General features: G+C 40.4%; 24 protein-coding genes and 1 tRNA gene. 16 read left to right on the forward strand and 9 right to left on the reverse strand.

The genetic code is table 11. The features are described 5' to 3' along the window. Positions 1–34 precede the first annotated feature (34 nt). Positions 35–1084 carry an aromatic ring-hydroxylating dioxygenase subunit alpha gene (locus tag H6G76_RS24685; RefSeq protein ID WP_190706942.1) on the reverse strand — a complete coding sequence of 350 codons (1050 nt, stop codon included), beginning with the start codon at positions 1082–1084 and terminating at the stop codon, positions 35–37. 211 nt (positions 1085–1295) lie between these two features. On the opposite strand from H6G76_RS24685, the gene H6G76_RS24690 reads away from it, so the two are divergent. The 3 genes from H6G76_RS24690 (at position 1296) to H6G76_RS24700 (ending at position 2975) form a co-directional block, all read left to right on the forward strand. Beyond that, a complete protein-coding gene (locus tag H6G76_RS24690; protein WP_190706945.1) occupies positions 1296–1775 on the forward strand; it encodes a YbjN domain-containing protein in 480 nt (159 codons plus the stop codon). A 10-nt stretch (positions 1776–1785) separates the two neighbouring features. Further along, the gene (locus tag H6G76_RS24695) at positions 1786–2511 is read left to right on the forward strand and encodes a lipoate--protein ligase family protein (protein ID WP_190706948.1); all 726 of its coding nucleotides are present in this window, start codon (positions 1786–1788) and stop codon (positions 2509–2511) included. Between the two features lie 197 nt (positions 2512–2708). Further along, a complete protein-coding gene (locus tag H6G76_RS24700; RefSeq protein ID WP_190706950.1) occupies positions 2709–2975 on the forward strand; it encodes a hypothetical protein in 267 nt (88 codons plus the stop codon). Between the two features lie 157 nt (positions 2976–3132). Here the strand turns inward: H6G76_RS24700 and H6G76_RS24705 are convergent, their stop codons facing one another. Further along, positions 3133–4329 carry a site-2 protease family protein gene (locus H6G76_RS24705; RefSeq protein WP_190706953.1) on the reverse strand — a complete coding sequence of 399 codons (1197 nt, stop codon included), beginning with the start codon at positions 4327–4329 and terminating at the stop codon, positions 3133–3135. Positions 4330–4809: 480 nt separating this feature from the next. After that, positions 4810–5061: a photosystem I reaction center subunit PsaK gene (gene psaK, locus H6G76_RS24710; protein ID WP_190706954.1), complete on the reverse strand. Its 252-nt coding sequence runs from the start codon at positions 5059–5061 to the stop codon at positions 4810–4812. Between the two features lie 106 nt (positions 5062–5167). On the opposite strand from psaK, the gene H6G76_RS24715 reads away from it, so the two are divergent. Further along, positions 5168–5800, forward strand: coding sequence for a phosphoribosylanthranilate isomerase (locus H6G76_RS24715; RefSeq protein WP_190706957.1), 633 nt, complete (start codon positions 5168–5170; stop codon positions 5798–5800). Between the two features lie 51 nt (positions 5801–5851). On the opposite strand, the gene folE is transcribed toward H6G76_RS24715, so the two are convergent. The 5 genes from folE to H6G76_RS24740 form a co-directional block, all read right to left on the reverse strand. Then, positions 5852–6559 carry a GTP cyclohydrolase I FolE gene (gene folE, locus H6G76_RS24720; RefSeq protein WP_190706960.1) on the reverse strand — a complete coding sequence of 236 codons (708 nt, stop codon included), beginning with the start codon at positions 6557–6559 and terminating at the stop codon, positions 5852–5854. Between the two features lie 94 nt (positions 6560–6653). Further along, positions 6654–7379 (reverse strand): SDR family oxidoreductase, encoded by a 726-nt coding sequence (locus tag H6G76_RS24725; RefSeq protein WP_190706963.1) that lies wholly within the window; start codon positions 7377–7379, stop codon positions 6654–6656. Positions 7380–7736: 357 nt separating this feature from the next. Then, positions 7737–8717: an acetyl-CoA carboxylase carboxyltransferase subunit alpha gene (locus H6G76_RS24730; RefSeq protein WP_190706965.1), complete on the reverse strand. Its 981-nt coding sequence runs from the start codon at positions 8715–8717 to the stop codon at positions 7737–7739. 172 nt (positions 8718–8889) lie between these two features. Continuing rightward, positions 8890–9909: a long-chain acyl-[acyl-carrier-protein] reductase gene (locus H6G76_RS24735; RefSeq protein WP_190706968.1), complete on the reverse strand. Its 1020-nt coding sequence runs from the start codon at positions 9907–9909 to the stop codon at positions 8890–8892. Between the two features lie 133 nt (positions 9910–10042). Beyond that, on the reverse strand, positions 10043–10738 hold the full coding sequence (locus H6G76_RS24740; RefSeq protein ID WP_190706971.1) for an aldehyde oxygenase (deformylating): 696 nt from the start codon (positions 10736–10738) through the stop codon (positions 10043–10045). 246 nt (positions 10739–10984) lie between these two features. Between H6G76_RS24740 and H6G76_RS24745 the strand changes: the two genes are divergently transcribed. After that, positions 10985–11809 (forward strand): carbohydrate ABC transporter permease, encoded by an 825-nt coding sequence (locus H6G76_RS24745; RefSeq protein WP_190706974.1) that lies wholly within the window; start codon positions 10985–10987, stop codon positions 11807–11809. A gap of 152 nt (positions 11810–11961) precedes the next feature. Here H6G76_RS24745 and H6G76_RS24750 read toward each other — a convergent pair whose 3' ends face one another. Next, positions 11962–12705, reverse strand: coding sequence for a dienelactone hydrolase family protein (locus H6G76_RS24750; RefSeq protein WP_190706977.1), 744 nt, complete (start codon positions 12703–12705; stop codon positions 11962–11964). A gap of 471 nt (positions 12706–13176) precedes the next feature. Between H6G76_RS24750 and H6G76_RS24755 the strand changes: the two genes are divergently transcribed. The 11 genes from H6G76_RS24755 (at position 13177) to H6G76_RS24805 (ending at position 24059) form a co-directional block, all read left to right on the forward strand. Continuing rightward, positions 13177–14448, forward strand: a complete 1272-nt coding sequence (locus H6G76_RS24755; RefSeq protein WP_190706980.1) for a WcaI family glycosyltransferase — start codon at positions 13177–13179, stop codon at positions 14446–14448. A 484-nt stretch (positions 14449–14932) separates the two neighbouring features. After that, positions 14933–15394, forward strand: coding sequence for a ribosome silencing factor (gene rsfS / locus H6G76_RS24760; RefSeq protein WP_190706983.1), 462 nt, complete (start codon positions 14933–14935; stop codon positions 15392–15394). Next, positions 15391–15891, forward strand: coding sequence for a CGLD27 family protein (locus tag H6G76_RS24765; protein WP_190706985.1), 501 nt, complete (start codon positions 15391–15393; stop codon positions 15889–15891). The genes rsfS and H6G76_RS24765 overlap by 4 nt, the downstream gene beginning before the upstream one ends. 91 nt (positions 15892–15982) lie before the next feature. Further along, entirely contained in the window at positions 15983–16936 is a 954-nt protein-coding gene (locus H6G76_RS24770; protein WP_190706988.1) for an asparaginase, read from the forward strand. Positions 16937–16983: 47 nt separating this feature from the next. Then, a tRNA-Met gene (locus tag H6G76_RS24775) sits at positions 16984–17060 on the forward strand. A gap of 140 nt (positions 17061–17200) precedes the next feature. After that, positions 17201–17275 (forward strand): hypothetical protein, encoded by a 75-nt coding sequence (locus H6G76_RS37265; protein ID WP_313934828.1) that lies wholly within the window; start codon positions 17201–17203, stop codon positions 17273–17275. A gap of 256 nt (positions 17276–17531) precedes the next feature. Then, on the forward strand, positions 17532–18986 hold the full coding sequence (locus tag H6G76_RS24785; RefSeq protein WP_190706991.1) for a YcjF family protein: 1455 nt from the start codon (positions 17532–17534) through the stop codon (positions 18984–18986). A gap of 288 nt (positions 18987–19274) precedes the next feature. Continuing rightward, positions 19275–19955 carry a deoxyribose-phosphate aldolase gene (deoC, locus tag H6G76_RS24790; protein ID WP_190706994.1) on the forward strand — a complete coding sequence of 227 codons (681 nt, stop codon included), beginning with the start codon at positions 19275–19277 and terminating at the stop codon, positions 19953–19955. Between the two features lie 79 nt (positions 19956–20034). Further along, entirely contained in the window at positions 20035–20946 is a 912-nt protein-coding gene (recO, locus tag H6G76_RS24795; protein ID WP_190706997.1) for a DNA repair protein RecO, read from the forward strand. Then, positions 20930–22567, forward strand: a complete 1638-nt coding sequence (locus tag H6G76_RS24800; protein WP_397333770.1) for an MFS transporter — start codon at positions 20930–20932, stop codon at positions 22565–22567. The genes recO and H6G76_RS24800 overlap by 17 nt, the downstream gene beginning before the upstream one ends. Before the next feature lie 343 nt (positions 22568–22910). Then, positions 22911–24059: a glycosyltransferase family 4 protein gene (locus H6G76_RS24805; RefSeq protein ID WP_190707000.1), complete on the forward strand. Its 1149-nt coding sequence runs from the start codon at positions 22911–22913 to the stop codon at positions 24057–24059. The last annotated feature ends 98 nt before the right edge of the window (positions 24060–24157 follow it).

Genomic DNA, 24157 nt, shown 5'->3' on the forward strand with positions numbered 1-24157 from the left:
GTCCAATAGTGGTTATATTCGCAAATTATCTATATTAAGACTGCTCAACTTGACTTCTCATCAACCTCTGCACACTTACCAACGCCCGATTTAATTCGTAATTTCGCCTTTGAGGATTTTGTAAATAAGCTTGTTGTTCTTCCTCAATCATCTGCACATCTTGAACTACCAAGCCTTCAAGTAACTTTTGTGCAGCATTGAATAAACTATCTTTAATAAACCTCCGAAACCAGATAGGTAATTTATGCAACCGCCAAAAGGCATTTAAGGATGTGAAATGAATTAAGTAAGCCTTAGTCTGTGTTTCATCCACCGGACATAGTAAACAGTAAATTTTAAAATCTTTGCCTAATGTAGAAACCCAATGCGGATAAACATAACTCACCTCTAAAGGTTCTGGATGCAACCGCCGCAACGCTGGAAAAAATAATTGTGATATAGACCAAATTTTGTCTATTTTGTAATAGCTTTGGGCTGTATAATGAACATATACACGGTTCTCATCTTCATCAATATCTTGTAATGAGGCTTCTGCCCAAGCTTGCAAATCCTGATGCAAATGTCCATGATACATATCCATCAGGTTTTCAATTAAATAAGAATAATGGGCTTTACAGTTAATTACTGCAACTGAAGCAATATAATTTAAATGCTCCCACTCTGGTAAACCTAAAGGTTCTACAGATGGTTCTAAATTACTAGGAAATAACCAGATAAAACCGTCTTGTTCTTTAACTGGATAACGGCGAATTTTACAATTTGGTAGTTTCTGATTTGCAGCTAAATAAGGAACAACTGCACACTCTCCAGATGAATTGAAACGCCAACCGTGATAAGCACATTCCAATTCATTACCTATAACTTGCCCGTGACTCAGTTTAACTTGGCGATGAGGACAACGATCTTCTAAAGCGTGAACTCTGCCTGTACTATCACGGTAAAGTGCGATCGCCTGATGCCAAAGTGTTACTCCCAAAGGCTTATTTGTGACTTCGCTACTACGTGCAACTACATACCAATGATTAGGATTAATACCCAATTGGCGAACATCACAAGTTTGCACAGCTTGAGAGAGAGATGACATAGTTTAAGATATCCTTTTTGTGTGCTTGAGGTGCAGTAAAAGTATCTTACAAGCAATGTTTGGGAAAATAAATTGTATTGTTTTTAACTAATCAATACCCTAGATGGTGACTGATGACCAGATTATCACCTAGGGAGCTAAAACTAATTTTGCGTACAAGTTATAAAGTATGTGTAGATAAACTAGTAAACTTATTGGGTCAAAAATCTGTATGACAAGCTACCAAGAAACCTTATCTAACGACGAATTACTTAAGGATTTAATTGAGGAGACAGCAACTATCAATCATGTAGAAGTAATTGAAAACGTCATCGACTCTTTAGAACAAGATGACAGTGCGATGGTTAGCCACACGCCAGAGGGTGGTTATCTCTGGAAGTTTAACTACGGTAGCGTGGAAGTGTTTGTCCAACTCACTGGAACAACCGATGAAGACACAATCACAGTTTGGTCTGTGGTGCTAAAGTTACCTGTCAAAGATGAACCCAAATTGATGCGCCAACTTTTGGAAATGAACTGTTCCAGCACTTTTGAAGCTCGTTTTGGGATAATTGACGACAAAGTAGTGGTGATCTCAACACGCACCCTAGCTGAATTGTCGCCTGGAGAAGTTTCGCGGTTAATTACGATTGTGGCGACGATCGCCGATAACAACGATGAAGTCTTACAATTTGAGTTTGGTATAGCTTAAGTATTATTTAATGTCCAAAAAGCAGGTTTGGCGACTGATTCCTTTACTAGAATCCTCTGGTACAGTGCAGATGGCGATTGATAAATGGCTATTAGAACAGCACTCTTTGGGAAAACAACCCTCTACTCTGCGCTTTTATACTTGGTCGCCACCTGCTATTTCTCTTGGTTATCATCAACGCCAGTATCCTCAAGCTTGGCAGAATTTAACTTGGCAAGGTAAAAAACTCCATTTAGTTCGCCGTCCAACTGGGGGACGAGCAGTATTACATCAAGGTGATTTGACGTATGCTGTGATTACATCGGGATTAGCTGGGAAGCGTTTAGAAGCATACGCAAAAATTTGTGAGTTTTTAATTCAAGGATGGCGATCGCTCGGTGTGGAATTAAGCTATGGTACAGCTGGGCGAGGCTATATTCATAACCCTAATTGTTTTGGAACTGCGACAGGTGCAGATTTAGTTTTACCTAATGGTGCGAAATTTATTGGTAGCGCGCAGATGCGGCGGGGTGGTGTAATTTTGCAGCATGGTTCTATGCGTTTGCAACCTGATGCGGAATTATTTGCGAAGGTGTTTGGTGCAGAGTCGTTGAGTGATGTGCAGTTTCTTTTGAGTTTAGAAGAGATTATGACGGCTTTGGTTGTTGCAGCGAAAGATTGTTTTGCGATGGAGGTTGAGGTGCAGCCTTTATCAGAGTTGGAGTGGGGGGAGATTTTAAACGCAGAGGTACGCTAAGGTTAACGCTGAGGCGCGCTGAGGATTTTTTTAATTAGCATAATGATTTAGGTTAATGGGTAGCGAATGATTTTTATCTCACGCAGAGGCGCAGAGGCGCAGAGAATAACGCAATAGCGATGAGTTTTATTCATTATGACAATATAGTAGAGTGAAGATAGTAAAAAAATAGTAGTTGTATTCTTCTAAATATTTAAATGAACGGAATAGATTGGTTAAGAACTCTACATACAAAGCAACTTCTCAGAATCAAGAATGATTATTCTAAATATTTCCTTTACTATGGTTATATGATCTATGAGTTAGATGATTCCTCTAGGGATTCTGGCATTAAGATTACCTATGAAGAATTAAAACAGGCATTAAGTGAAAGACCTCATATACCTAATGCAGCCGAAACTAAACGCATTAGACAGATAGCAGCAAAGCAAAAAGTAAGGTCTCATCAATCTAGTAAATTCTAAAATCAAATAATAACCGCCAACACTCACGAATCATCAACTCGACTTCTTGCACAAGTCAATATTTGCGAGCTTTTCTTTGCGTCTTTGCGCCTTTGCGCGAGACAAAAAAGATTTATGCAAGAGGTCTATTCATCCGTGTGCATCGGCGGTTAAAAATTTAATTAACAGTAGACTTGGCAATTACTCCTAACTGCAACCCTGGCGGGTAACTACCTTCTTCTTTAACGCGCTTAATCTCAACATCAGTAAATGGAATACCTAACTTTTGTGCTACTGCACTGACAATATCCCCTCGGTCAATAACACCAGCTACCGCACCAGCAGGGGAAAGCACGGTGATGCGTGGTAACTGTTCATTTTCTAATTTGTTGATTACGTCAGCAATAGAAGTTGATTCGGCAACGGTCGGTATTTCTGTCAAGGGATGGACAATACTGTGTAGAGTGCGGGTTTCCCATTCACTTCTTTCTACTAAGCGTAAATCATCAATGGCAACCATACCCCTGTAACGCCCATCAGAAGCGGCAAAATAAATTTGTGGTGCAGCACTATCTAATAGATAAGAGTCGGCAAAGGCGCGTAATGTCTGATCAGCATCCACTACGCGAAAGTCACGAGTCATTGCATCATTAGCGACAATCTTCAGCAAGGATTCTTGTAAAGTAGTTACGCGGTCATAGGTTTTGGCGTTACGAATTCCAAACCAACCTATCAGCGCAATCCATAAACCGAGTACTAATTCTCTAGTGAAGAAATCTACAGCAAATCCTGCGGCGATCGCCACATAACCTAAAATTTGCCCTGCTGTCGCTGCCCAGTGTACCGCTTGAAAGCGATCGCCTGTTACTTTCCACAGTGCTGCTTTTAACACCTGACCGCCATCCAACGGTAAGCCAGGAATCAAGTTAAATAAAGCGACAACTAAGTTAATTCTTGCTAAGTCCCCCACCATAATACTGAGCGGGCTAGTATCAGGAATAGCCATTGCCACCAGCCGCAATAAGAAAAATAGCCCAACACTTACCAAAGGCCCGGCGATCGCCACTTGAAAGGCTTTACCTGGAGTTTTCGATTCTTCTTCAATGGCTGCAATTCCACCAAACAAAAATAGAGTAATGGAATTAACTTTAATGCCTTGTGATCGCGCTGCTAAACTGTGACCTAATTCGTGTAACAGCACAGAAGCAAATAGCAGCAGTGCCATGACTATTCCTGCACTCCAAGCTATAGTAGAACCCCATTCTTGGTAAGCTACCCCAAAATTTAAGGTTGCTAGCCCTAAAATCACGAACCATAAAGGGTCTAAAAATAATGGGATTCCGAATAAATTTCCGATTTTCCAATTTGTTTGCATTACATTGTCCTAAAACTAGATATGTTCAGCAGTTAATCCTAGATTTATGTATTTTTTGAAACTCAAAATCTCCAATTAATCAAAACCCTAGAGAACAACCACCTAATTAACGGTTGTTGAATAGGCCCCTACTTCCAGAATAGACAATTAAGTCTCTGGAATACTAGATTCTATGAGCGGTAACAAAAATTAGAAATAATGTTTAAACTATTGTTTTGCAGAGATTTTTAGTATTAATCAGCTTTAGCCTTGTAAAATTTTTATCCAAGAAATGATTGTTAAAATCGTTGTTCTTTCTCCAGTAAGAACAAATAAATTTAGTTGTCAGTAAAAATATGCTATTCCATCTGTCTTTAGTTAACAAAAGGAGCAAAATTTCAACTGAACTACAAATCAAAGTCGCATTACCGGAGAAAGAACAAGAATGAGTTTTCAGAATTGGGGATTTGCAGAGAGTTTTAGTTCTCTGTCAACTCCGATTTACAGACGACCAATATTAGTCAGCCCTAAAACAATACCAACGCCGATAATATGACCAAAAGCCATAGCCGCGATAAATGTAGGCACACTCACGGGTAATACAGGTAACTTTGGCCCTACTTGAGGTTTTTCAATTCTGGTAGATAGCAAAAGGATGACTATGCAGCTGATGCTAATAATGATTCCGACTGTAGGAGTCCACGCGGGGGTAGCGGGAACAGTGTCAACTGCTGCCAGTAAATTTGATAACATCAAGGTCTCTTCTCCTAAATGACAAAATTCATGAAACCTTCAAAATTATAGAATTACTGAGTAAGCAACCAAAGATTATTAGCAAAAATTCGCTCTTTAGAATTATATGCGGGTCAAAATTTGCGGCATCACTCAACCACACCAGGCTACGGCGATCGCTTCTTGCGGCGCAACAGCCCTAGGATTTATTTGTGTACCAGCCTCGCCCCGTTATGTTACTGCAACCCAAATTCGGAAAGCCGTGACACAGCTACCAGACGATATTGACAAAATCGGTGTGTTTGCCAACGCTGAAATTGAGGAGATTAGTCAAGTCGTTCATGATTCTGGTTTAACTGGTGTGCAGTTACACGGAGATGAAACACCAGATTTTTGCAACCAAGTACGTCAACAAATTCCTAATGTAGAAATTCTAAAAGCTTTAAGGATACGTAATTTAGAGCATCTTGAGCAGGCATCTATCTACAGTCAACACGTAGATACTTTATTACTAGATGCCTATCATCCTCAGCAGTTGGGTGGTACAGGTCAAACATTAGATTGGGCAATGCTAGAAAAATTTAATCCTAGTAGCCCGTGGTTTTTAGCTGGGGGATTAACACCAGAAAATATCTTAGAAGCTTTAAGCCAGGTTCAACCTCACGGTATAGATTTATCAAGCGGCGTAGAAATTCAACCTGGAGATAAAGATTTAAATAAAGTAGCAGAATTATTCAAAAAATTAGGGAGTAGGAAGTAGGGAGTGGGGAGTGGTTTCACTACTCCCGATTCCCCATTCGCCATTCCCTACCTAAAAGAATGATGGTTGGTGACGAATCAAGTTAAAGAATTCTTCGCGGGTTTTCTGTTCTTCTTGGAATACACCTAGCATGGCACTGGTGACAGTCCAGGAACCAGGTTTCTGCACTCCCCGCATTACCATGCACATATGACTAGCTTCCATGACTACTGCCACACCTTGAGGTTCTAAAATCGTCTGAATCGCTTCGGCAATTTGGCGAGTTAGCCTTTCCTGAACTTGCATCCGCCGAGAATACATTTCCACAATTCGGGCTAGCTTACTTAAGCCGACCACTTTCTGGTTGGGGATGTAAGCAACGTGCGCTCTACCCATAAAAGGCAACATATGGTGTTCACACAGGCTAAAAAAGTTAATATCCCGAACTAATACCATCTCGTTATGGCCTTCATCGAAGATGGCACCGTTTACAAGTTCTTCTAATGATTGGTTGTAGCCACTGGTTAAAAAGCGCATAGCCTCAGCAACGCGTTTGGGAGTTTTCAAAAGTCCTTCGCGGTCTGGGTCTTCGCCAACGCCAATGATCATGGTTCTAACGGCATCCATCATTTGCTCCATCTGTTCCTCAGAAGGCGTGTGCAAATCTGGTTGTCGTCCGTCGTGGGTGTTGCGATCGGGTCTGGTATCGATGGCATCTGCCAAATCAGGAATCAGTGGAGATTGAGAACGATTGGAACCGTTAGAACTAGCAATAGTCATGATGTAACTTACAGTTAGATTTTGGATGTTTGTTATCGGTCAATAGTCAATAGTCATTGGTCATTTGTTTTTGTGATTCACTCATGACTAATGACTAAAAAGTGCCTGCATTGGGCATTAAAATCAATTCCTCAATCACTGCTTGTGATGGTAACAAAGCAGTATGGAGAATTGAGTCAGCCACAATTTCTGGAGTTAACATTTTTGAACGGTCAAAGTTGGCATTAACAGTTTCACTGTCCCAAGCTTCTGTGTTAACAGAACCAGGACAAATGGCAGTAACGCGGATACCGTGAGGGCGTTCTTCTTGTGCCAGAATTTGGGAAAGGGTTAGGATTCCTGCTTTACTGACACAATAGGCTCCCCATCCAGGAAAGGCTTGCTTGGCCGCAATTGAGGCCACATTGATGATTATGCCTGTGCCACGATCGCGCATTCCTGGCAAAATTCCTTTAATGCACTCAAATACGCTGGTAAGATTCACGTTAATAACTTGCTGCCAGTCGGCTAAACTGGTTTCACTTAAAGTGCCTGTGTAGACTATTCCGGCATTGTTTACCAAAATATCTATGTTGCCAAAATCTTGGGCGATCGCTTTTATTCTTGCTTCTACTTGCGATAAATCGGCTAAGTCCAGCGTATAAGCTTTAGCTTCTACTCCGGTTTGCTTGGCTGCTGTTGCTACCGCCTCTAACTTATCAAAAGAACGGCTGACTAAGGCAACATCTATACCTGCCTTGGCAAATGCCAAAGCGGTAGCTTTGCCAATTCCGCTACTTGCCCCAGTAATTAAGGCACGTCGTTTCTGCTCAATACTCATGCTTTCTCCAAATTTTTTGGCAGTTCCGCAAGCACCTGGCCACCAAATTATTCAAGTCTTTCGGATTGGATAGATTAAACTAACCTTAAATTCCGATAATTTTTTTTGACAATTGCTATAGTTAATTGTCAATGTAGGTATTTTTCTCGTCAGTTTTTCCCAGTTATGACACTAAATTGTTCATCTGGAAATTTAGACTGTCTACTTGCCGCAAACTAAATACTACACAAATCTCTCATTTAACTGAGCCGATTTACCATACATAAGAATACCTGTGAATGAAAAGATTGTTAAAAATCTTTACGAATCACAGGTAATTATAACATTGCTATTCAACTAATGCTCATCTTTAACTTTTTAGTGGGCAACGTCTGTAAAAACGCCAATTTTGCGGAATTTATCGTAACGCAGTTGCCGTCTTTCCTGAGATGTTAATCGTTTGAGTTCGTCCAAGTTATCTAAAAGTGCTTGCTTGAGGATGGTTGCCGCTTCTAGAGGGTCAGAATGAGCGCCACCAATAGGTTCAGGCAATATTTGGTCAATAATCCCTAAATTTTTTAAATCGTGGGAGGTAATTTTTAAAGCGACAGCCGCTTGCGGAGCCTTGCTAGCATCTTTCCACAAAATCGCTGCACAGGCTTCAGGGGTAGCAACAGTGTAGACAGAGTGTTCAAACATAAGAAGCCTATCGCCGACACCAACACCCAATGCGCCACCAGAACCACCCTCACCGATAACTGTGCAGATAATCGGCACATCAAGCGAGAACATTTCCCGCAAATTATAAGCGATGGCTTCGCCTGCACCTTGCCTTTCCGCGACTACAGTTGGCAAAGCCCCTGGCGTATCAATAAATGTTAAAATTGGCATCCCAAACTTGTTGGCGTGTTCCATCAGTCGCATTGCTTTACGATAGCCGCCAGGGGTAGCCATACCGAAGTTTCGGGCAATATTATCTTTAGTGTCGCGCCCTTTTTGATGGCCCAACATGACTACAGGTTGTCCACCTAAACGAGCCACTCCACCAATTAAAGCAGGATCATCACCACCACAGCGATCGCCATGCAACTCCATCCATTCATCGGTAATTGCCTGAATGTAGTCAAGAGTACTAGGGCGACGGGGATGACGGGCAACTTGCAGTCTTTGAGCCGGGGATAGCGTACTGAAAATCTCCTCGCGTAATTTTGTGGCGCGTGCTTCTAGTTTGCGAATTTCACCAGATACATCAACACCATTTTCATCTGCAAGTTGCCGAATCTGATCAATTCGGTTTGTGAGTTCTGCTAACGGCTTTTCAAAATCCAACAGTAGTGGTTTACGCTCGGTAGTAGCCATAGTTAGGAATTGGAATTTAGGGACTAGAAGTTAGGGGCTAGGGACTAGAGATTAAATAGTGCTAAGGATTAGGGTTTCAGGATGAGAAATAATTGCCAGCAAGCTGATTTTAATTTTAAAGGTCTAAACTCCAGTCTCTAGCCTCTAGCCTCTAACCCCTAGCCCCGATTTACTAAAGCAACAGTGGTCTAAAGCCATGTTTCACCGATGCTTGACCAATCTGCTCCATTTTGTCTACGGTAATCTGATTACGCCCCCAAGAAAAGTTCGTATGTAACTTCTCAAATTCCAGTAGCATAGCTTCGGCGAAACAAGCAAATAGCTGACGTTCTGGCACTTCCATATTGACGATTTGCATGATTTTCCAGTCAATATCCAAAGAATGCTCAACAATGCCGCCGTTGAGTATATGAACACCAGGATGCTGAATTTTCGTCGCTAAATTTTTGGGATAGCCGCCATCAATAAGTATACAGGGTTGTTTCAATACCTTAGGGTCAATTTCTACACCTTTGGGCATACTTGCTACCCAAACTACAATATCAGCTTCCGGCAAGGCTTCATCCAAAGCCATGATTTTTCCCCGCCCTAGTTCGTCTTGTAAATTTTTGAGGCGTTCTTGGTTACGGGCGATGAGCAAAAGCTCTTTGACATCAGTTTTGGCATCTATCCAACGTGTGACTGCACTACCAATATCCCCAGTTGCGCCACATATAGCAATAGTTGCTTTCGACAGTTCAATTCCTACCTGTTGTGCTGCTGCCTCGACCTGCCGACAAATAATATAAGCGGTGTGTGTATTGCCTGTAGTGAAGCGTTCAAATTCTAATGTGACGTTGCGGACTTGGCTAAATTGTTCTAAATTAAAGTTCTCAAAAATTATTGATGAAAAACCACCTAAAGCTGTGATATCAATACCATGCTTCTGAGCATGAGCCATAGCATTCAGAATTTTCCGGGTTGCTGCTTTAATCCGACGGTTAGCCAGCATTTCAGGCAGAAAGCAGGATTCTACATACTTGCCTTCTATTGTTTCTCCAGTCAGACTGGTAACTTTAATATGATCAACAATTTGCGGCGGGGCGCTGCACCAAAAATCTAGCCCTTGATCGGCGTATTCTGGGTATCCCAATTGTTGAGCTACCGCTTGCGCGTGTTCTAAACTAGTCAGATGTCCAATTAGACCAAACATTAGTGATTTATTAGGCGTGTGCTGCGTCGAAAGCGTGGAAGTTAGTAGCTAAGTGACAATACTCAACTTTAAAAATACAATAAAGTACGAAGTCTAAAATTTCATACTTCAGACTTCATACTTCAGACTTGTTTTAAGCAGCGGTAAGTCCGTAGGCTGATAAGCGCATGATATCTCTTGTTGTGAAGCCAATGTTACTTAAAGCTTCACCGTATTGAATCATGAAGTCTTCGACTAAAGCATCTTTTTCCATTGCTAAAATCTGGGCATCGTCTGCTACTTGATTGAGCATTTTCCAAACTATAGGTAAGTTTTGGCGATTTGCTTCCTCAAGTTCAGCTTTGGATGCTTCAAAGTTTTCTTTGAGCCAAACTTCACCAAAGTTTAAATGGCTGTATTCATCTTTAACTACGCCCTCAGTAATCTTCCGAGCAAAATCATCGGCAACGGGAATGTAAATGTTATATGCAGCGATCGCAAAACATTCAATAATCAAAGATTGAATTAGTAAGCAAGTAACGACTTTACCTTCAGCTGCTGCTTGTTTAAAATTATCGTGCAGAGGTGCAAAAAACTCCTTAGCAAATTGTAGATCTGGTACAACTTGCAAATTCCGCCCACAAGCTTCAAAGCCTTTTTTGTGGCGGCTTTCCATTTTTGACAAGCGAATCAGTTCATCATGATTATCTGGCAGCAGTTCGGCTAGTTTAATGTAATTTTCGTAGGCTTCTTGTTCCCCTTCAATCACGATCGCATTAATGCGGCTATAGGCATCTTTGTAAGTTTCACTGTGGAAATCAATTGCTAATTCGGCTGCCACCTGCTGCATGGTATGTTCACTCCTGTACAATGAATTAATTGATACTAACGTTTAATTTACCCTAGGAATTTCGAGTAATCTTCACTGTTGTTTAATTTAACTTAACAAGTCACCATGTAATAGATTAGCTTTTGCTGGGGGCGATGCTCTACTACTAAAGCAACAAATGTTGAGTCATCGTTATTTGTCAATGCTCAATATTGCTATTATCTCTAGCCCCTAACCTCTAATCTCTAGGCCCCGCTGTCTCTAATTATGACCAAATCAAATTGGAATCAAACATCTGGCGATATTGTTAGCTTAGTAGTGCTGCTACTTGGAGCATCGATTGTCTTACTACCGCTTTTGATTGTTTTTCTCATATCTTTTGCACCCCCAGGCGCAACTCCAGAACTATGGTCTAAAAATTGGTCTTTAGGTAACTACCATGATGCATGGCAACGAGGGAAGTTCCTGTTGGCATTTGCTAATTCTACGTTAGTTGCAATCGCAGTGACCGCATTTGGGTTAATTACTTCTGCATTGGCTGGTTACGCCCTGGCTAGATTAAAATTTCGCGGCAGACAGGCCCTGCTACTAATTGTCTTAGCTACCTTAGTAATACCTTTTCAGTTGTTGGTCATACCTATATTTTTGGTATTAAAGTGGGGAAGCCTGATCAATACTTACGGGGCACTGATTTTACCCACTGCTGCCAATGGCTTTGGCATATTTTTATTAAGGCAGTATTTTCAAACTATTCCTGTAGAACTGGAAGAAGCAGCCACTATTGACGGCGCGAACAGGTGGCAAATATTGTGGCGAATATTATTACCTCTAGCCCGCCCTGCTTTAGTAACGTTATTTTTGTTCACCTTTATTGGTGAGTGGAACGATTTGTTTAAACCTTTAGTATTTACCACCCGCCCAGAGTTAAGAACTGTACAGTTGGCGTTGGCAGAGTTTCAAGAGCAATTTACAAATAATTGGCCTTTGATGATGGCAGCAGTGACGATTGCCACAGTACCAGTGATCATACTGTTTTTTATTGGTCAGCGTCAGTTGATTCGCGGTATTGCCACCACAGGCATCAAAAATTAATCACCATAATAAAAAAATAAATGCCTCCATGAACCGGAGGCAAAGCGTAAAGCATCCTAAATATTTCTAGTAAAAAAATAACATAGACTTACTGATCTTCAATGAGGGTGATCACCCTTCACTGTAGGTATGTACGTTTGTGCATTACTACCTTAGAGGTTGGAAAACCTACGTTCTAAAAAACTGATAATTTCTGCCCAAGCAGAGGTGGCCGCAGCTGCATCGTAGCGATAACCATCATCACGCATGAAGGTGTGTTCTGCTTCATATAAGAATACTTGATGAGTTATATTAGCATCTTCAATTGCTTTAATTAAGGTGAGGCGATCGCTTTCAGGGATATGAGGATCAAGAGTACCAAGTATCAGCAGCATTTCGCCTTTAATTTCATTAACTCTATGGATAGTATCAGCTATTCCTTTACCGAGTTTGCAACTGGCAATACCAGTTGGGTAGCAGCAGACAGCAGTTTTAATTTCGCTGTGGAAGGCGGCGCGAAAAGATAAATGTCCGCCAATGCAAAAGCCGAGAGTCCCGATTTTATTAGGATTAATCGCAGTTTCCGTTTTGAGGAAATCAATTACAGCACGACAATCTGCATCATACTCTGCGATCGCTGTTCGCCGCGCATCATCATTACCCCGCATTCTACCCAGATCATCCGGCTCAATAACTGTACCTATTGGTTCCAGCCGATGAAAAATTTCTGGTGCAGCTACAACATAACCAAATCCTGCTAGGTAGTTAACCAGACGAATCATTGGGCTACCTAATTGATAAATATCGCTATAAAACAAAATGCCTGGGTAAGTTCCATCTGGTTTGGGAGAGGCGACATAAACACGCATTAAGCTGTCATCGACTCTTAACTCGACATTGCGCTTAGTAATTTGCACTTGTTTAACTCCCAGTCATAGGTGTTTTGATTAGCTTTGACGAAATTGGATAATGAAATCTAGATATTTAAGATATTGACTTCTAATGTTGAAACTTGCGGTATTTACTGTAACCCTTGCTGATGATCTGACTAATTTCACATTGATCAATTAGCTTTCTAACATTAACTGCATTGCAGTGCTATTTTGGACACTTAATTTTCGATGAACTCTGATTTGATTTTGCTGAAATTGATATAAGAACAATGTAAAAAATAGTTAAGTCTATACTTGGTTTTACTTATTAATAACGCATTATTTACTGTTTTAATTAGTTCTCAGTACCATATCAGTAGTAATAAACAAATTTTACTTAATCTTCAATGAATGCTACTGACATACCAAGAAACTAAAGACACAATTAAATTTAGGCTGATCAAAATGCAGAAAAATAATTTTGCAATTAAAGCTAGGAACTTTAACTGATTTATTATGCGGATATTAATTTATTCTTACAACTACTATCCAGAACCAATTGGTATTGCACCGTTGATGACAGAATTAGCTGAAGGGCTAGTCAAGCGAGGTCACGAAGTGCGGGTTGTTACAGCTATGCCCAATTATCCTGAACGCCAAATTTACGAAGGTTATCGGGGCAAATTTTATCTAAATGAATATAAAAATGGTGTTCAAATCCAACGCAGTTATGTTTGGATTCGCCCTCAACCGAATCTATTAGATCGGATAATGCTAGATGCCAGTTTCGTGGTCACAAGTTTCTTTCCTGCTTTGCTTGGCTGGCGACCAGATGTGATTCTTTCAACATCACCATCACTACCTGTGTGCATTCCTGCTGCTTTGTTGGGGTGGTTACGTGCTTGCCCTGTAGTACTTAATCTGCAAGACATCCTCCCAGAAGCAGCCGTTCATGTCGGACTTCTGAAAAATAAATTTCTGATTAAAGTATTTGCTGCATTAGAAAAATTTGCTTACCATTCAGCCTCAAAAGTTAGCGTTATTGCTGATGGGTTTGTGGAAAATTTGCTGACTAAGGGTGTAAAAGCAGACAAAATTGAGCAAATTCCTAACTGGGTTGATGTGAACTTTATTCGCCCTTTGCCCAAAGAAAACAATCCTTTTCGGGAAGCACATAATCTCAACGGTAAGTTTGTAGTGCAGTATTCTGGAAACATTGCTTTAACTCAAGGCTTAGAAACTGTAATTCAAGCTGCCGCTACGTTACGTGATATCCCAGAAATTGCTTTTGTAATTGTTGGTGAAGCTAAAGGTTTACAAAGATTACAGCAGTATTGTTTAGACTGCGGTGCAGATAATGTCATTTTACTGCCATTTCAACCTCGTGAACATTTACCCCAAATGTTAGCTGCGGCTGATGTTGGTTTAGTTGTGCAGAAGAAGAATGTTATCTCTTTCAATATGCCTTCAAAAATCCAAGTTCTGCTTGCTAGTGGTCGGGCATTAGTTGCATCTGTACCCGAAAATGGTACCGCAGCCAGGGCTGTCAGGCAGAGTGGCGGTGGGGTTATCGTTCCTCCAGAAAATGCCCAATCTTTGGCAAATGCTATTTTAGAACTTTATAAACACCCAGAAAAAGTAAAAACTTTGGGATACAACAGCCGTCAATATGCTGTAGAGCAATATGCTTTTGATCAAGCTTTAAATCACTATGAGACTTTATTTGAATCCGTGACCTCTGATAGCCAAGCAATTGAGGTTAAGGTTATTTCCAAACAAGAAGTGTAAGGAAAATACATAAAACACTGAGAAAACTCATCATGGCGCATTAGAGAAGTCGGCTTTGGAAAACTTAATAGCTGTAATGCGCTTAAATGAATCCTGAAAAATATCATGGGTGCTTGAATTTTATCAATGATTCCCAGTATAGGTTGCCGAAATATGCTATCTGGGCAAACATAATTCGATTAAATTTGAAAGTTTAGATGAGTAAATAATATTATTTACTCATACTTTAGGTAGAATATTGGATCTCCTAAGGTTTTCATCGGGAAATTATTCGCTACAATTCTTGGTAAAAGTTTACTGTTCCATAGTGATCGGCACATTAGGTAGTAGCTATTTGGCGTGATTCTGATTACAATCCAGACAGTTAATTGAAAATCAACTCCATAAACATACGTTTTTTTGTTAGTATTCAAAAAAACAGTTGTTGTTCAATTGTTGTTTGTGAGTAATTGTAAAACAAAAGGAATCAAGCACCTGAGGTTGAATGTCTGATTATATCCAAGGAAATTTCCCATTAAAATCTGTGTCGGAGATGAACAGTTCACTTAAAAGCCTAGAGGCTGGAATAGAAGATTTGAGTGGACAATTAGCTGTGACTGTTGCTGAAGCAGCAGCAGACCGCAAAGCAGGGGATATTTTGGTACTGAGGGTAGCAGATGTATCTTACCTAGCAGATTATTTTGTGATGATGACAGGCTACTCTAGAGTGCAAGTCAGAGCGATCGCCCAAGCAGTAGAAGATAAAGTAGAAACCGAATTACAACGTCGTCCCTTGCGAACAGAAGGCAAAGCCGAAGGGAGTTGGGTACTCCAAGATTACGGTGATGTAATCGTCCACATCATGATGCCTAAAGAGCGGGAGTTTTATAATTTAGAAGCGTTCTGGGTTCATGCAGAACGTATTGCCGTTCCAGAAGCTGATGATGGTGAGGGTAAGCCAACATGATGAGGTCTTCGGTGTCAAATTGCCCAGTTCCTACAGACCAACAACCACTTAATGAGTATGAAGAATTAAAAACTTCCTGGCTGTTTCGTGATTGCACCTTAAATTGGCGGGAATTCATCACGAACATAGCTTGGGTTTGGGGTTTTTCATGGCTAGTCTCTGGGCCAGTAGCAGCCGCAAGCTTTCCACCACAAAAATATAGTCTACATTTTGTCCTGTGTGGAGCCGCAGGAGCCAGCCTAGGCGTAATCTTCGTATTAGTACGTATGTATCTAGGCTGGCTTTATGTACGCGATCGCCTCTACAGCACAACTGTCTTTTATGAAGAGTCCGGTTGGTATGATGGTCAAACCTGGATCAAGCCGCAAGAAATTTTAACTCGCGATCGCTTAATTGTTACATATGAGATTAAGCCAATTATCCAACGGTTACAATTTACATTCGCTGGCTTGGCGGGAATGTACGTAATTGGTACTATAGTTTGGCATTTGTTTTAAAGAGTCCACAGTCAAGAGTCAACAGTCAATAAACTCTAGACTATAGACTGTTGACTTTTAACTAAATAATAAAAGAGATAAATTTTAACCCATGACAATGGGAAAACGCACTCAAGCCACAGTACTGGAAGTACGTCTACTACGAGAAGGGATTATCGAATCGCGGCATATAGTCCAAGCGGCTGTATGTGATGACAGAGGACGGGTGTTATCCGTTGCGGGTAATGCTGAAACTGCTACATTTGTTCGTTCAGCCCTTAAACCGTTTCAGGCACTAGCTGTTACCACTACCGGAACACTAGAACGCTACGATTTAAGTGATCGCGATTTAGCAATTATTACAAGTTCTCATAAAGGAAGAATAGAGCAAGTCAGACAGGTATTTAACATCCTTTGGCGTGCCGATGTTGATCCCACAGCTCTTCAATGCCCAATTCCTGAAGGTAAACGGAGTCCACTGGAATACAATTGCTCTGGTAAACACGCCGGAATGTTAGCTGTGTCTCAGCAACGCCACTGGCCTTTAAATAACTACTTAGACCGTAAGCACCCCGTACAGCAGTTAATTTTGGGTAAGGTTGCAGAGTTATTGCGAATGCCTGCTGAAGAATTTATCAGCGCGCACGATGACTGTGGCGCACCAACATATCTAATGCAACTTGGGCAAATGGCATCTTTATATGCGCTGCTAGCCTCTAGTAACAATTTGGATATGGAGCGCATCGTTCGTGCGATGACTCATCATCCATCCTTGGTGGCAGGAGATGGAGAATTTGATACAGAACTGATGCGTTTAGCTCCTGGGGAAGTAGTCAGTAAATCTGGTGCTGAAGGCGTACAGTGCATTGGTAGGTTGGGTGAAGGTATGGGGTTAGCAATCAAAGTCGTAGATGGGGCAAAGCGGGCAAAGTATGCAGTAGCTATCCACCTACTGCAACAGATGGGTTGGATTAGCCCTAGTGCCGCAGAAACCCTCGCAGAAAAGTTTATGACCTTCGGCAAATACAAGCGTTTAGAAGTTGTTGGAGAATTATCGCTTTTATAGTTGCCAAACTCTAGACTTTGTGGTTATACTAGAAAAGTCAAGAGCGACGCGGGATAGAGCAGCCTGGTAGCTCGTCGGGCTCATAACCCGAAGGTCAGTGGTTCAAATCCACTTCCCGCCACCAAATTAAATAATAAATAAAAACCTGTATTCTTCCAAGAGTACGGGTTTTTATTTTGCATATGTATCGGGAACAGGTAACAACTTTAAAGGAAGATAGGAGAGCAAGCTGCCGTTATTCAAAACCTCAAGCATGGGTGGGGAGTGTTAAGACCAGTTGGCGATCGCTTACCTGACGATTTAGTATTTGACGTAGGGGGAAATATTCGGACTTCGTAATTAAGAGCGTTAACTAAGAATTACGAATCATCTTGTCTTCCTCGTAGATGTGTTCATAGGATATGGTAGCGAAATCCACCTTGTTGAAGCTGAAAAACGACAGCGTAAACATCTTTCCGCACAATACCGTGATGCTTTGAGTTTAATTTTACAAGTATCTTTCGGTAAAGAAAATTGTGTATGTTCGACTGTTTGATTTGCAAAGCAAGGTTTTGATCTATTCTGAAGTAAAACCTGCCAAAAAGCGCGGAGAATAATGGTTGTGAAGTTAGACCGACCAATTTTAGTGGGAGGATTAGGTCTTTCCTTTTCCCTTTGGATACTACAAAGTTGGCATGATTCCATATTACAGCTAGGTGAATTTGGTTTATTAAGTAGCCTAGCGGTTGGTGGTGGCTTGTGGTTATGGCAGAAAAGTCGCCCAAAAGCCAGTGTAGAACAGGTAGATTGTACACCTGTAGATCGGGCAACAGCAGAAAGTGCGATCGCTAAAGCCGAAGCAGTAATTAATCAACTAGCACAAGAAGCAGAAAACCTTACTGCCTTAACTAAATTGCGAGAACAATTAACACAGTTGTTCTCTGAGTTAGACAGACAAGAGTTAAAAATTGCTGTGACTGGCGGTAAATCTGTCGGTAAAAGTACTTTAGTGCAATTACTTAAGTCTAGTGGTTGGCAAGAAAAATTCCAATTTCAAGAGACAGTACCTTTGTTTAGAGAGACAACTGATAAGTCAGATGCAGCCGTTTTGGCAGAAGTGTCAAAATCTGATTTAGTTCTGTTTCTTACAAACGGTGACTTGACAGATACAGAATTTCAAAGCTTACAACAACTAAAGGCAGCAAATCAATCTATAATTCTGGTGTTTAACAAACAAGACCAGTATTTAGCCGATGAACGTGCTAGTGTTTTGCTGTCGTTACAACAAAGAATGCAAAGCCATGTAGTAGCTACGACTGTATCTCCCATTCTTATCAAAGTGCGGAAACATGAGACTGATGGTTCTGTACAAGAATGGATGCAACAACCAGCACCAGACATTGAACAACTAACGCAGCAATTAAATGCTGTTTTGGTGCAGCAAGGTCAAAAGTTAGTGTGGACAACCACCATGAGAAAAGCTTGGGCGTTGAAAGCTGAGTCAAAAAATTGGTTGAATAAAACCAGATGCGATCGCGCTACTCCAGTTATTGAACAATATCAATGGATAGCTGCGGCTACAGCCTTTGCTAACCCAATACCAGCTTTAGATATACTGGCGACTGCGGCAATTAATGCCCAAATGGTAATCGATTTAGGTAATATTTATCAGCAGAAGTTATCTCTAGAACAGGCACAAACTGTAGCTGGAACAATGGGAAGTTTGATGCTGAAATTAGGTTTAGTAGAACTTTCTACTAAAGCCGTCAGCACGGTTCTTAAGAGTAACGCTATTACCTTTGTTGCTGGTGGTTTAGTACAGGGTGTTAGTGCTGCTTATCTCACCAGAGTAGCAGGGTTGAGTCTAGTTGAATATTTTGAGCAACAAGAAATAGCACTAGATTCTGGAACTGCTTTAAATCTTGATAAATTACGCCAAACACTACAAAAAGTGTTTCATAAAAATCAGCAGATGGCTTTTCTGCAAGGTTTTGTTAAGCAGGGTGTGAAGCATTTATTGCCACAGACACAGCAGGTTGAACTCGTTGGTGCTGAGAAGGCTGTTGGTTAATTTCGCGCAAAGGTGCTAAGAACAACTTTGCGCCTTTGCATTTTTACGCTAAAAATTTAATTTCCTAAAAAACCTAGTTTTCATTAAATACTGATTTATAAACAAATAATATTTTGTTTTGATTTTAATTAAAATAGTTACAATAATTAAAGAAAATCAAAAGCTCTGGAAGATTAAACTATAAAAGTAGCTATTTTTGAGAGAAAATTGTCACAAATATAGTTTAAAATATAAAAAACGACTTAATATTTTATAAAGTTTAATAATCCTTTATTGGCAGAATACTCAATGGCAGCAGACTATCCAGATATTGATATTGCGCCATTCATCGATCACGCCCTGCTAACGCCTACGGCTACTCCAGAGCAGGTTGAGCAATGGTGTGAACAAGCATATAGATATAATTTTGCAACAGTTTGCATTTATCCTACCCACGTCAAGCAAGCAGCAGAATTTCTTAAGGGGAAAACGCCAAAAGTTTGTACGGTGATTGGCTTTCCGCATGGGGCGACAACTTCAGCAGTTAAGTTGTATGAGGCTCAAGAAGCTGTGGAAAATGGAGCGACTGAGTTAGATGTAGTGCTTAACTTAGGCTGGTTAAAGAGTGGGAAAACAGAGGAAGTTCATCAAGAAATTGCCGAGATTTGTGAAGAAACCGGGCAAACAGTCAAAGTAATTTTGGAAACTAGTCTGCTGACAGATGCAGAAAAAAAACTAGCCACAGAACTATGTATGGATGCGGGGGCAGCATTTATCAAAACTAGTACAGGTTTGAATGGTGGTGCTACTGTAGCAGATGTACGTCTTTTGAAAGAATTGGTACGAGAAAGTATAGGAATTAAAGCTTCAGGGGGTATTCGGACTTACGAGCAAGCTTTAGACTTAATCCTAGCGGGTGCTACTAGATTAGGCACATCTCGCGGTATCGATTTGATCCGTCAGCGCGATAACCTGGAAAAAGAAAAATAGTCATTTGTTGTTTGTAATTTGTTCTTTGTCTATGACTAATGAGCAGTGACTAATAACTAATGACTAATGGCTAAGAGTAATGAATAGAACTTATAAAGCAACTGGAATTAATCTGAAAACCCAGGTACTAGGAGAGTCAGACAGAATAGTGACTATTTTGACACAAGAGTTCGGTCTAATTCGCGCAGTAGCACCTGGGGCGCGTAAGCACAACTCTAGCCTTGGCGGTAGGAGTGGGATGTTTGTCGTAAATGAGCTATTGATTGCGAAGGGGCGATCGCTTGACAAAATTACCCAAGCCCAAACCTTAAAAACATATCCTGGTTTAGCCAAGGATTTAGGAAAATTAGCGGCTGCTCAATATTTAGCAGAAATAGTCCTGTGTCAGGCTTTGAGTGAACAACCCCAAGAAGAACTTTATGATTTGCTCAATGAACACCTTGAGCGGTTGGAAACTTTGCCAAAAACAGAAACATCAGGTATTTATGCTTACCTATCTCATGGGGTATTTCAGCTTTTGACCTTAGCAGGACTAACGCCACAAATACAAAAATGTTGTCTGACTCAACGTTCTCTTAAACCAGACCTGACAAATCCCAACTGGCAAGTAGGGTTCAGTGTCCCTACTGGTGGAGCGATTTGCTTAGAAGCCTGGGAAAGTTTACGTAAGCAACGGGAGAGGGAAAGATGGGACAATAAAGAAAATCCAAAGCTTTCTGCATCCCCGAACACTTCTATCCCTAGTTACCAGACTGTTGTCCATCGGCAGGAAATTCCAGTAATTTCTTGTCGTTTGAACGCTAAAGAATTTGTGATGCTCCAACAGATCTCACAACCAGAGATAATGCAAATTGATGCAGTTAGAGATAATGACTGGTTATCTATTGAGCAAATTTTGCGCCAGTATGCTCAATATCATTTAGGCCACTCTATTCGCTCCGCTACCCTGATTGACTCTTATTTTGCTGCCAACCATGATGCAACCATCTAATTTGGATAGAAAAATCCAGCCTTTATCACCAAGTAGTACTAAAAAACCAGATAAGCCACCATCTTCTACAGTAAATAATCATTTAAAAGTAGTTCCAACTTCTACAAATAGTGCAATGCATAACCCCGAAATGTCAAACCAAGACATTTCGGCAAATGACACAAGCTGGGTATCAGAAAAGTCAAAAACTGATGTGACTAGAGAATATGAAGAACAAAATGCTCCCCAGTTAATTAATGCTGATAAAAGTGACAATGGGCATCATTTGCCAGTTGATTCTAGCTTAGAAAAAATAGGATCAAATGGCTCTGGTGGGACAATTAAACCAGAGAAATCACAACCAAAGGGATTTTTGCCTGTTTTGAAAAATCCCAATTTTTTAGCACTTTGGGGTGGACAAGTCTTTTGCCAACTGGCTGATAAAGTTTATTTAGTATTAATGATTGCTTTAATTCATGCTAATTTCCAAGCAGGCAGTCAGAGCATTAGTGCTTGGGTTTCAGCTTTGATGATGGCGTTTACAATCCCAGCAGTATTGTTTGGTTCTGTTGCTGGAGTATTTGTAGATCGGTGGCCGAAAAAGGCAGTTTTGGTAGCAACAAATATTTGGCGGGGACTTTTGGTGCTAGCAATTCCTTTTCTGCTGTGGTTGACCCATGATTGGAAACCCATCGGAGTTTTGCCAGTAGGTTTTGCAATTATTTTAGGGTTAACATTTTTAGTTTCTACGCTGACGCAGTTTTTTGCCCCAGCAGAACAAGCAGCAATTCCTTTAGTGGTGGAACAACAAGATTTACTTTCTGCCAACTCCCTATATACAACAACGATGATGGCATCGGTGATTATTGGATTTGCAATTGGTGAACCTATTTTAGCGATCGCTGATGGAATTTGGGAGCAACTTGGTGGTAGCAATGGATTGGGTAAAGAAATTTTGGTGGGTGGCAGTTATGCGATCGCTGGCATAATTTTAATGCTGTTAGTTACACAGGAAAAGCCGCACGCTCCTGATACCGAATTTCCACACGTTTTCTCAGATTTACACGATGGTTTTTCTTACCTCAAAACCAATCATTACGTCCGCAATGCTTTAGTTAGACTGATTATTTTGTTTTCTGTCTTTGCAGCATTAACTGTCTTAGCAGTTCGTATGGCAGAAATCATTCCTCATCTTAAAGCTTCACAGTTTGGTTTTTTACTAGCAGCAGGTGGTGTTGGTATTGCGGCTGGCGCAACAATGCTTGGTCAGTTTGGACAACGCTTCTCCTATTCTCAACTGGGATTATTTGGTTGTTTAGGTATGGCTGTATCTTTAATTGGTCTGGCTTTATTTACGACACAACTATGGCTAGTTCTTTTGTTGGTGGCTACCTTGGGTATCTTTGGCGCATTAGTTGGCATTCCTATGCAAACTACCATTCAAACAGAAACTCCACCAGAAATGCGGGGTAAAGTATTTGGGCTGCAAAATAATGTGATTAATATTGCTTTGACCTTACCTTTGGCATTAGCAGGTGTAGCAGAAACATTTGTAGGTTTAAAGGTAGTTTTTCTAGGATTAGCTGCGATCGTGTTCTTTGGTGGTATCTTCACCTGGTATAACTCTAGAAAGTATTTATAAATCAATAGGATTTCTCACTAATAATTTGAAACAGACAATAATAAATTATTGATTTTGATTTCATGGTAAACTGAAGTCACAAATAATTTAGTGCCTAATTGCTGAGAATAAACCTGATATCGCCCAAAAGAAAATTGCATTTTAAGTGCAGAATAGCTACTTAGTCAGTAAAATTAACCAAGCTGGAAATTAATTGTTTTTTTGAGCTAATTACTGGCTATAGAAATTTTATGTATGTGTATTTTTGATACCAAAAGCATCAAATAAAATCAGGATAGAATTAAAACAGCTAAGGCGCAAAACTAATAGATAAAACCAGCTTTCTTATTACTAACTTTAAAGAATGCGTATAGCTTGGATTGGAAAAAAATCACCGTTTTGTGGCAATGTCACCTACAGCCGAGAGATTACAAATGCTTTGCTAGATAGGGGACATCAAGTTAGTTTCTTACACTTTGCTCAAGAAGAGCCTGAACCGGATAACTGGCCTAAATTCCAAGAAGTTCCTCTACCCTTCATTTACAAGTCTCAGGTTTATACAATTCCCGCGCTGAAAGCAACCAAAGTTCTAACAGAATCTTTAAGAGAAATTAAGCCTGATATTGTTCATGCTTCTTTAACTTTATCTCCCCTAGATTTTTTCCTACCAGAAATTTGTGAACAAATAAATGTGCCTTTAATTGCGACTTTCCATACACCGTTTGCAGGTAAAGGGGCAAAACTTATATCGGGAACACAACTTTTAGCTTATCAGTTGTATGCGCCTTTTTTAGATAACTACGATCGCGTAATTGTCTTTTCTCAAATTCAGCGAGAATTGCTGGCAAACATGGGTGTGCGGCGAGAAAATATTGCCGTAATTCCCAATGGTGTAGATAGTCATAAGTATTCTCCAAAATATTCTCCAGTTAAAACAGAATTTAACGCAGAACGTTTGTTTGTTTATCAAGGGAGAATAGCACCAGAAAAAAATGTTGAAGCCCTCCTCCGTGCTTGGAAACAATCGTATATGGGTTCCGAGAGCAAGTTATTAATTGTGGGTGATGGGCCTTTAAGAGCTTCTTTAGAACCATTTTATGGTTTAGAATACGGCATCATTTGGTTAGGGTTTGTAGCTGAAGAAGATAGACGTATTGAAATATTACGTGGTGCAGATGTATTTATTTTGCCTTCTATAGTAGAAGGTTTGTCTCTATCTTTATTAGAAGCAATGTCTTGTGGAGTTGCTTGTATAGCGACAGATGTAGGTGCAGATGGCGAAGTATTAGAAAAAGGGGCAGGTATAGTTTTAAATACTAAAACAGTGCGATCGCAATTAAAAACCCTATTACCACTTTGCCAAGACCATCCAGAGTTAACAACTCTACTAGGACAAAAAGCTAGAAATCGCGTTTTAGAGCGATATACCTTAGATAAAAATATTACTCAGCTAGAAGAATTGTATAAGGAAGTATTAGTACAGCGACCTGTACATCTTAGTTGGGGAGCTTAAAAGTTTATTGTGGAGTACTTCGAGGCGAAAGCTGGTAAAAAGGGATATCAAGCACTAATTAATCAGATATTGACAGAATATATTCTCACCTCCTCATC

It is taken from the genome of Nostoc sp. FACHB-152, assembly GCF_014697475.1.
Classification (GTDB): domain Bacteria; phylum Cyanobacteriota; class Cyanobacteriia; order Cyanobacteriales; family Nostocaceae; genus Nostoc_B.